Source organism: Hydrogenophaga sp. A37, assembly GCF_002001205.1.
Classification (GTDB): Bacteria; Pseudomonadota; Gammaproteobacteria; order Burkholderiales; family Burkholderiaceae_C; genus Hydrogenophaga.
The window spans coordinates 41,897-51,831 of sequence record NZ_MUNZ01000052.1 but is presented as its reverse complement, the minus strand read 5'-3'; the positions used below and the strand labels follow the sequence as shown (position 1 = coordinate 51,831).

Here is a 9,935-nt window from a genome sequence, read left to right as displayed (position 1 = left end):
CCTCGGGAAGGGGTGGGGGATGGGCAAACCTTGCAGCACGAAACAGTGAGCCAGTCACCTGGCCCACCGCTGAAAGATCCCCCCACAAGTCCCCCTCACCTGTGGATGGGGGCGCCGTGGGGGGAGTGCGGTGGGCCCATTGGCGCACGCGCTGCCCCAGCCTCTTCGGGCGACCAGCGCAGCGCAGGCGGCCGAGCTACTTGAGCAGCGGCGGCTCTGCGGACGACGTGACACAAAGCGCAGCGACTGGCGCGGCGTTCGAGCCGCTGCGATCACTTCAGGGGTTCGCTGCCTCCGGAATTCCCAGCGGCCCGGCTTCGGGCTTGGCGGGTGTCCGGGGGGATGGTCTGACGGGCGGGACGGGGCCACAGCGCAGCGGCGGGAGTGGACCGAGCGTCAGTTCGTCCAGCGGGCTCGTTCCCGCGCAGCGGGAAGGAAACCAGACCGCGATCCCCGGGCTCGGGACAGGGCTGCTGCTCCCTGTGCTGCCGGCGAACACCGGCCATGCTCCGCCCTCCCCTGTGTCCGCGCGCAGCGCGCTGAACAGCAACAAAAAATTGGGGCCCCAGGGGTTACACGAGGCCAAGCTCGGCCATTGAATTGACCGCGTCGCCCGCCACGATGAAGTGGTCGAGCACCCTCACATCGACCAGCGCCACCGCCTGCTTGAGCGTCTGTGTCAGATATTCGTCGGCACGCGATGGACGGGCAGCGCCGCTGGGATGGTTGTGCACCAGGACCAGAGCGCAGCTGTTCCGAAGCAGCGCATCGCGAACCACCTCGCGCGGGTAAACCGATGTCTGACTCACCGTGCCCCGGAACATCTCGACGTAGTCCAGCACGCGGTTCTGTGCATCCAGATGCACCACCGCAAACACCTCGTGCGGCAGGTTGCCCAGCCGGGCGCGCAGGAAGTCCTTGACCACAGCAGGAGAATCCATCAGGTCGCTGCCTCGCACCTGTGCGGCCAGCAACTGCTGAGCCGCCAGCAGCACCTCGTCGGCCTCGGCCGGACGGTACTGGCCCGCGACATCGCGCACCAGCAAAGCGGAAGCGGCAACCGAGAGTGCCTGGAAGGAATCGAGGGAAGAAAACAGATCGTGCTGCATGACCAACTCCGGTGATCGGGCGGGATTGCCCGAGACCGGAACCGGCACGCCGCAGCGCAGCTGTCACAGGTTCGAAGACGGCCGAATGGCCGCCAGCGCCCACAGGGCGCGCAGACCTTGACGGCGAGAACGGTGTGCAAGGATGAAGGGATCAGCAAGCCAGCCCCACCACACCTGCAGGCGTGAGGAGGGCAAGCGCAGCGCGCAGGCCGGGGGCCTGCCCTCGGCCGGAGTGCGTCAGGGATCGAAGCCGCATGGCCGCGACCCGGCACGGGGCGCGGCGCGAAGCCCGCAGAGCCCGACGGCGGTACGACGGGACGCAGGTATTCCTCAAACAGTCGTGATTTTTATGATGGACGCCATCTCGGTTCAAGTGATTTGTAACACTTCCACTTGGCACATTGGGACCTCGGCATCTGGTTCTGGCAAGTCTGCGGCATGCCAATTGAGGTCTTGCACTGGCCTGTCTTGATGATCTCTGCCGGGCTGGCCGATCCGGGCACGAAGATCGAAATCGAGACTACGGCGCTGAAGAGCACCGAAACTCTCTGACCAAAAGTCACTGGTGCCGGTGGCCGCCTTGTCCGCGCAGGGGGCTCATGGCTGCCCTTTCGGCGGCCATCCGGCCTGGGCCAGGCGCTCCAGCATCGTGTCCAGTACCGATGCATCCTGATAGGGCCTCGATGTACGCAAGTCCGCCTGAGTGAACCAGGGTGCATCGCGGCGAAACCTCTCCATCATGGTTCGCGCATCGGCCACTCTGCCCAAAGCAACCAGGGAGGCCGCGAGCTCTGGTGCTGTCGCGAACTCCAGGTTCGTGATCCGGTCCCGATACGCCAAGGCATCCTCGAATCGACCTTCCAGATAGTCCAGCACAACAACCATGGCCAGTTTGTAGTCTTTCGGATTGCGATCACGGGCCAGTGCGGCGTTAAGCCACTGGCGCGCCGTCTTCCATTCGCCCGCATAGAGGATCACTTTGGCCAACAAGAACAGACCATCCGTGTCGTTGGGATACGCCTCGACCCCGGCAAACGCATGGCGTCTGGCGGCACCGTAATCGCGCTTGTAGTGCACTTCAACATGCGCCTGCAGCCAAAGGCCAGTTCTTTTGGCAGTCACCGGCAGAGCCGGATCGGACATCCCTTCCTCCAACAGCCGCGCTGCCTCCTCCATGGACGAAGAGGCTTCGTTTGCTTTAACAACACCGTATTGATTCATCAGCAAGTGGTTCCACCCTTGCATGATCTTCAACACCCCGGACCTCGGAAGCTTTTGCAGCCCTTCACGGCAGATCTCTATCGCTCGGGCAGTGTCTTGTGGCGTGCGTCGAAAGAAGTGATACCGGCTGCGCATGGCGTAGTCGTACTCGCAGAGATCGCCCTCGGTTTTGCGCCAGGCCTTCCGCATTTCGCTGCGTACGATCACCCCATTGATGCCAATCAGGCTGTGCAGCAGACGCGTGGTCACGGCATCCTGCAGCGCCAGAACGTCGTCGCCGGTTTCGTCGAACCGGTCGGCCCAGACGCTGGTGGCGGTCTTTCCATCGATCAGTTGTGCGGTGATGCGCACCCGGTCGCCGCTTCGCCGCACCGTTCCCTCCAGCACGTACCGCACACGCATCTCAGCGGCCACCGCCCGCACATCGATGGCGTGCCCCTTCGAGATGTTTGCCAAACTGTGGGAGACCGCATGCACCTCGCGCCAGCGGTTCAGTTCAGCAATGATGTCCTCGGTCATGCCATCTGCGAAATGCCCTTGGTTCACAGATTCAGAGAGGTCCTTAAAGGGCAGTACCAGAATCGAGGCCGGCAGGCTGTCAACGGCCTCAGTTTCCCCCGCCAGTGTGTTCATTGCCCGAGGCTCTTGGTCAGGCTCTGAAGCCAGCCGATAGCCCCGTTTTGGCAAGGTCTGGAGCCTGTCCCGGTCGGTCGCACCGAGCGCCGAACGAATCTCGCTCACACACTGAACCAGGCTGTCCTCCACTACCGAAACACCGGGCCAGACCGCTGCGAACAGGGCATCTTTCGTGATCACTGTGTCCCGCTGGGCAGTTAGCACACGAAGCAGCTCAATCGTTTTGGGACGCAGCAGCGTTTCCCGACCATCACCCGCGCGGACCCGCCCGGTGCCAAAAAAGACCGTTGCTGCACCGATCCGAACCGGTTCGCCCATTTCAAACCCTCCGTTGATGCAAGTTTCGCAAAATTTCGTCGCACTTTCGGGACTGGACGCGGCGCTCGCCCGAGCATACCTCCATTGGTTGACTGCATTCCCGGTTCGCCTCATTGGTTGGAATGCTGGTTGCAGCCGAAACGATTTAGCCTTCAACAAGGATGACGGGAGAGCTGTATGGGTCCGGCGATTGCTTCGCAGATGTGGCCTGTAGTCGCTTTGCCAAGAACACGGCCAAACTGATGATGCTGATTGCACTGAGCAGTTTGTGGATGGTGCACAAGCGGAATTTGAACATGGCACAAGGATGAGCGGACCCGAAAATGGCCAAAAGGGTCGTGAAAGGTATCGAATTCGACCTTTAAACACATTGCAAAACGCAGGAAATCCCGTCATTGCAGAAACCACTCATAAACATCGGTTTCGGAGGGTGTTGTGCAGACCTCCCCTAAGGAAAGAAAAGGACCCTGACTCCACTTCGCTGAGGGGACTTCTTCAACGCTTCTCCTTGCCCCTCTCGGGGCCTTGGAAGGCCGCCCAACTCCGGTTTAGAAGTGACCGGATAGGGGGAGACGTCAGAAGAAAAGATTCCTCTTTATTGACCTTTCGGGGTTTTCCCGGGGAAACGTCTAACTTTGCAAATTTCACAATGTATGGTGCAAAGGAAGCGAGGAAATGCATTAAACGAGTGGGAGGTTTAAATTGAGCTCAATTCGATTACGGGCTTTCTGTTGCGTTGTCCGCTCCGCCGCGACCTGCTCCTTTGCAGTAGCGCTACTTGGCTGCGTCTCTGCCCCCTCGGCCCCTGTCGGATTGCGCGCAACCTCAGACGGTTACGTCGTGGAAGCAACATCAAAGTTGCCGGTCTACTTCTACGTGCTAGACAAACCCGGGGTATCTCGCTGCTATGAAGAGTGTCTACGCTTCTTTCGGCCAGTTGCAGCGACGGGGGAAGGCCTAGGGGCTGGATACAGTGTTGTTGCCCGGAATGACGGCTCGCGTCAACTGCAGTTCCAGGGTCGCCCGCTATACGTGAGCGTATCTGACATCGCCGGTGGGCAACCAAGAGCGCAAGCGGTTCACCAAGGATGGCTGCCCCTGCAAATGACATCTCTTGGCAGAAGAAGAACTGGGTGGTTCCAGTAACGCTGAAAACGCCTACGTGGCAATGGAGGTCGGACGCATGCAAGCAAGAACTTGGGTAATGGCTGCCGCGCTCCTGCCGCTATCGGCTGCTGCAACGGCTCAAGTCTCCCCGCCCAGCCCGCCGGCTTCTTCTCCCGACGTGCCGCCGCCCAGAAGGAGCACAACTAAGTGTCCGAAGGAGCTGGGTGCACTCGCATCCACAGCCCAACCAGCCATCGACGTCCGAAACGTAACTCACAGTCAGATCAACGCCGACGGACAAGCGACTGTTTCCTTCGACGTATGGGTACGGAATAGCAGCTCGACTCCGGTTCACTATCAGTTGCGCTTCACTGCTGGCGGCTTGCCGCGCGACTCCAAGGTCGGGAACCTATTGATCGACACGTCAAGAGAGCGTGAACCAGAGTCACTGCCGGAAGGCGTCGACCTCTCAGCGACCACACCCGTCAGCCTGTCCAAAGAGAGGGTCGGAATCAGACGAAATGCATGTCACTTGTACTCGGTAAGTATCGATTACCAACTCGGAGGCGGCCCCGACTTCCGTACAAAGGCGACCTGCAGCGACAAGACGCCTGGACTTGGTATTACGGTCGACCTCGACACTGCCAGTGCAGGCCGATCTATCACAGCGTGCGCAGCATCGCCATCAGACCAACGCACCGCCCTGATCAGTGACGACGAGGTATCAGTCAGCGACCTCTATATCGAGAAGGCAGTGATCCAAAAGACACTGGCCGACGAGCTCTTTCTCACTGCGGGAAGAAGCTCGGACCGGAGAGATGAGGCAAAGAAGAAGTACCAAGCTGCTCGCCTGACTGCGCTCGAGGCAGGTCGGGTGCAGGTTCAGGAACTCGCCCCAAGTACCCGAGCAACCCAACGCCTTCTGCTCGCAGACATCGACTACCGCTTGCTCTTGATCAGCGCAGGAATAGATTTCTGGGGTGGCTACCGTGGGAAATCGCCCGGGGTGCCGATAAGGCATTTGATTGCGCTGGAAGACTTGGTGAATGAGTTCGATCGAGTTATTACACAAATTGACGCGCTAGGCTCAGATCAAGCTGATGCTGACAAGGAGATTCTGAAAGCCAAGGCTGCGCTGGCGGAGCTGAATGGAAAGCTTAGGGCTTACGTAACAGACAAAGAGCGCGGCGTAGTGCTAGAGAAGCGGGAACGCAAGACCATCGACATGGGATCTCGTCGCTTAAGTGCGATATCTCAGGCGCAGACTCAGATCTCCCAGCGGATGGATGCACTAGCGGCGCAGCAGGAAAGCCTGCAGAAACAAGCAAGTGCACTCATCACTCGAGCAGTGGTTAGCGCCTCCGGCATAGATCCGGCAGTGGTGGAAGGTCTGAGGCAAGGTGACATCAAGGCCGTTGCCTCTGCCTACATCACATCAGAATTGGCAGCGCCGGACTCGGAGATCTCTCAGGCAATCGCAGGCGTGTCTAGAGAGTCGGCGAAGTTCGTTGATCTATACCGTGAAGCCAAGACACGCCTAGAAGACGCTCAAGAGCTACGCAGCGACCTCGAGTCAGCCGCTGAGGTGGTTCGAAATCCGACCGCAGAGAACATTAGACGACTTGGTGCTGCCGTATATGAGCGATTGCCTCCGGCAAAGCGCGCAGAGTTGGAGAACGGACTTCGAGACAAGATTGCGGGCGTCGAATGGGTACGAGCTGTGGAGCGTACTGCCAAGTCATTGAAGGTTGACGAGGTACTAGTGCGGCGTGAGGTCGCCCTGGCGATTCAACGCAGCGGAGTATCTGCGGATCAGGTTCGGCGGATGGTTGGACCAGCTCTGCAGGCCTCGATCAAGCTGGAGGGAGAAGCGACACCAGCGATCAATCGCATCTTCGCTGAGGTTCAGCGAGATCTGCTCGTGGCCGGGAAGCGCGTTGAGGACGTGAATCTTGGCTTGCACGCAATCATGACTGCGGCCCCCGAAGAGTTCGTTAAGTCAGTACCCCCTGAGCTGCGCGCTCTTCTTAGGGCCCACCTCAAAGTCGCTGACGACAAGGCTTTGGCGCTTGCGCTCGCGCGCGGCATGCCATCTGATCTCCGCGTAGCGCTTGCAAGCGCGGATCGTATCGTTCTTGAGTCTACCCGGTTGTCTCAGAAGGTTGAGTTACTCAGATCGCAAGTAGTAGTGGACAAACCCATCTCTGGCGCCGTTGAACAGAGCCTGGCTCAATGCACTCGCATGCTCGACGCGATCCTGGATTCAGCGAGCGCAAGAACTGATGTAGTGCTCTCCAGCCTCCCACTTGATTCGCTCAAGACGCAAGTCACGATCTTGCGGGAGCCAAACATCATCGCCTCCATGCGGGACGCTTTGGTGGGAGTGCTTCCGAATGAGGCAGCGAAGTCGGATGTTTCGAAGGCAGTCATGTCCGGAGCAATTGGCAGTGCTTACATGGAGGACGCCATACTGGGCACAGAGGGGGCGACGCCAAAGGCAGAGCAGGCTCCAGCAAGTCCTCCAGTTACACAGTCGCCTGACCAATCGACCGATTCTGGCCTTGATCCAGCAGCCAACGCCGCACTGACAGCTGCACTGAACGCCGCATTTCCAGGAGCGGGGGTCGCGCTTCAGCTGGCCCAGAGCTTTGCCGCAGCGAGCGCAAACGCGGCTCTTCTTGACAGTCTTGCGGATGAGTCAGCCCGCCTGATGGCTGAGAAGGTTGAGTTGTCGGACCGCTTGACCGAAAAGTACTTTGATGCTGTCCTGGCCCAGAAGGATCAAGAGAGAGCGGAGGCGCTCGCGGATGCGTCAAGAGAGCAAGTCTCTCTCTACCAGACCTTGATGGAAAAGAGTGTCGAAGAGGCCAACACGGATGATCTGAAGATCGGCTTGAGACGCGGTTGGGCCTATTACCTAGCCGAACGGATGCGTGAAGAGTTTGATCTCTTCGACAGGTCCTTTGCACTTTGGTCACAAGGCGAAGCCGCGCAGGGAGTTGTCGAGGATGAAATTCGCAACGATCCCCAGAACGTCCGCTATGCACTTGACAACGACATTCACCTTTATGACTGGCTGAACCGGTCCCGAGAGAGCACTAGGACGGACCCCGACCTGCTACGCGTGCATTGGTCTCGAATGCTGCGCCTGGCTAAGGATGTCTGCCAGAGACGAGGCTGCAAACCGGGTGATGGCCTACTGGGCCAAGTGGGCGCAACGCGCAACATAGGCCTCGCAACAGATCTATTGCCTCCTGATGAGGTCAGCAGGTTTCGCACATGGCAGAGGAGCCCTGTCGGAAGATTTCAAGCCGATGTGTTTCTCTCGCCCATTCAGTCGGTCGTGCCTCTCGGACTCGAAAACCTGCGTGTAGTTGACATTCGAGTCTCAGCGAAGAAGGCAGATGGGAATCTCTATGCTGCAGGACCAATCTCGATAAGGCATCTCGGTGTCGCGTACATACCCAGAATCAAGCGCACGCCTGATGAACCAGCTTCATTGACATATCAGATCGAAACATATGCGGCGAGAGCGACATCGTCGTTCAACACAGTTTCTGAGTTTGACCTCAATGCGCTCAGGACTAGATACGACAGCTTCTTTACTGGGAGCAATCTCCCCTCTGCGCGAGCGCTCGAAGGTTACGGACTCTATGGCAGATACTCAATTGCGCTTGAGCCTACCAGCGAGAACTTGTCCGCGCAGGACGTTGTACTCAGATTTGCGTACTTCTATCAGGATCCCACGAACGTCTCCAGCGAACGACAGTTTGTGTCCGAGCTTATCGGTGGAGGGGCTTACGCAGACACTTCGTCGCTTGAACTGATAGACGACAACTCACAGTGCCAAGAACCAGGAGTGTCTGGGGTAAAGCGACGCACACGCGGCACAAGTGCCGCCACTTTCGCCTTTTTCTCCGGTCGCACCCCATCGCCCGTCCGTGGAGCAGTTATCTCACAAGGCGAACGGGGCGAGATCGAACGCCTTCAGCAATGCGCACGAATAAAGGTTCACAACAACTGCTCTGCCGAGAGAAACTCGTTGGACGCGGCCACGACCACCCTCGGCCGACGGAGCTTCGCATCAACTAAACAGCGGCAGGATTTCGATGGCGTTAGCCTATTCTCTGCGGATCAGCGCAGTACTCATATTTCGCAGCAGCGCCTTGAGCTACAGGAATGCCTGAAGCGACATCGTGCCGAATAAACGTGGAGAAGACATGAATACAATTCGGGGAAAAGCACTGGCGTTGCTATTTTCTCTATCGGCTTGGAATGCACTGGCTCAATCAGCTGCAATTCAATCCAACATTCAGGGCCAGGTAGGTTCGTTCACAGAGCTATTTGCTGGCCAGAAGTTCTTCCCTGGACAGAAAGTCCTTCTCGTCATATCAGGGCAGATTGATGTCAATCATGAGTATTGGGAGGATCGCCGCTGCAACTGGCTGGGGCTGAACTGTTGGTACGAAAAGCGAGATCGCCCGTACTTCTACGGCCCCGATGCGTATCCTGCCGTGGTTCGCCCTGAGCGTGGCGACGCTGTTGTTTCGCCCGAACTCACGGGAGATCCCAAGCTGGAAGCTTCAGGTGCCTCCTTTATACCCTTCAAACCTGGCTCCCCACAACAAATCGAGTTCACAGTAGTGCGTCAGGAAGCAGACTCGAAGCTTGCAATCTTTGGCACTGGAGTAACTTTCGAAGCAAAGATCGCCGATACAGGTCCTCGAGGTGCAGTTACCCGTGTTGGGTGTGTTTCTCGCATCACCTGCAGTGGAGGTCAATACTCTGTCTCCGTTGCTAGCATAGACAATGCGGGTAGGCTCGATCTACTTTCTTCAATTCTCGAAACGAAAAGGAGTGCTGCCGAGATAATCCAATCACTCGATCGACGATTTATTGAGGACGAAGCGATTAAGGAGAAAATCGCTGTGGCGCTATACAGACACAGCCAAAGCCTTCATGCAGCACCGGAGCCGACCGCAGACTACATTGCGCTACTAGAGTACGCATCAAACCTCGTCCCCAGCGCGCTAAGTGGCGAGATTGGGAACAAGCTTTCGCTTGCGTACCTCAAGTCTGGAAACATCAGCTTGGCGAGAGATAAAGCCGGCTCTGATCACGACAGGCTAGCCAAGTCGTTCGAGCAGAATCCAAAGGATCCGAATGCGCGCCGTGAGTACGCAACAAATCTTCGGATTCTTGGACAGATCAGGCTCCGAGAGAGGAACGGCATGGTGTCCTCAGATCTCACTCGGGCGATCTCACTATTCATTGATTCGAGCAAGATCGCGGCAGAGGGTGCGGAAGATCAGGCCCTCAGCCGCACCGATCGAAAGTTGCTTTACATCCTCGCGAAGGAGTCCCTGATCGACTGCACTCGGGCGCTCATGATGCTCAAAACTCCGGTCAACCTTGCCAAGGCAGAGAACATTGCGACGCGGGCGATTGAATTCGCCAAACAAGCAGCAAGTTTGCAATAGGTGGGCGATGGGCAACTTGAAACTGCGACTCCAGTTGCTTCTTGTGCGTAGCTTCGTGCAGCCC

General features: G+C 58.1%; 5 protein-coding genes. 3 read left to right on the top strand and 2 right to left on the bottom strand.

The genetic code is table 11. The features are described 5' to 3' along the window. Nucleotides 1-572 precede the first annotated feature (572 nt). A complete protein-coding gene (locus tag B0E41_RS01800; RefSeq protein ID WP_077328189.1) occupies nt 573-1,109 on the bottom strand; it encodes a JAB domain-containing protein in 537 nt (178 codons plus the stop codon). 393 nt (nt 1,110-1,502) lie between these two features. On the opposite strand from B0E41_RS01800, the gene B0E41_RS26990 reads away from it, so the two are divergent. Beyond that, a complete protein-coding gene (locus B0E41_RS26990; RefSeq protein ID WP_171984637.1) occupies nt 1,503-1,661 on the top strand; it encodes a hypothetical protein in 159 nt (52 codons plus the stop codon). Nucleotides 1,662-1,706: 45 nt separating this feature from the next. Here B0E41_RS26990 and B0E41_RS01795 read toward each other — a convergent pair whose 3' ends face one another. After that, nucleotides 1,707-3,284 (bottom strand): winged helix-turn-helix domain-containing protein, encoded by a 1,578-nt coding sequence (locus B0E41_RS01795; RefSeq protein ID WP_171984636.1) that lies wholly within the window; start codon nt 3,282-3,284, stop codon nt 1,707-1,709. Between the two features lie 1,114 nt (nt 3,285-4,398). Here B0E41_RS01795 and B0E41_RS01790 point away from each other — a divergent pair. Beyond that, the gene (locus B0E41_RS01790; protein WP_143433617.1) at nt 4,399-8,598 is read left to right on the top strand and encodes a hypothetical protein; all 4,200 of its coding nucleotides are present in this window, start codon (nt 4,399-4,401) and stop codon (nt 8,596-8,598) included. Beyond that, the gene (locus B0E41_RS26415; RefSeq protein WP_143433616.1) at nt 8,588-9,871 is read left to right on the top strand and encodes a hypothetical protein; all 1,284 of its coding nucleotides are present in this window, start codon (nt 8,588-8,590) and stop codon (nt 9,869-9,871) included. Before B0E41_RS01790 ends, B0E41_RS26415 begins: the two co-directional genes overlap by 11 nt. Nucleotides 9,872-9,935 lie beyond the last annotated feature (64 nt).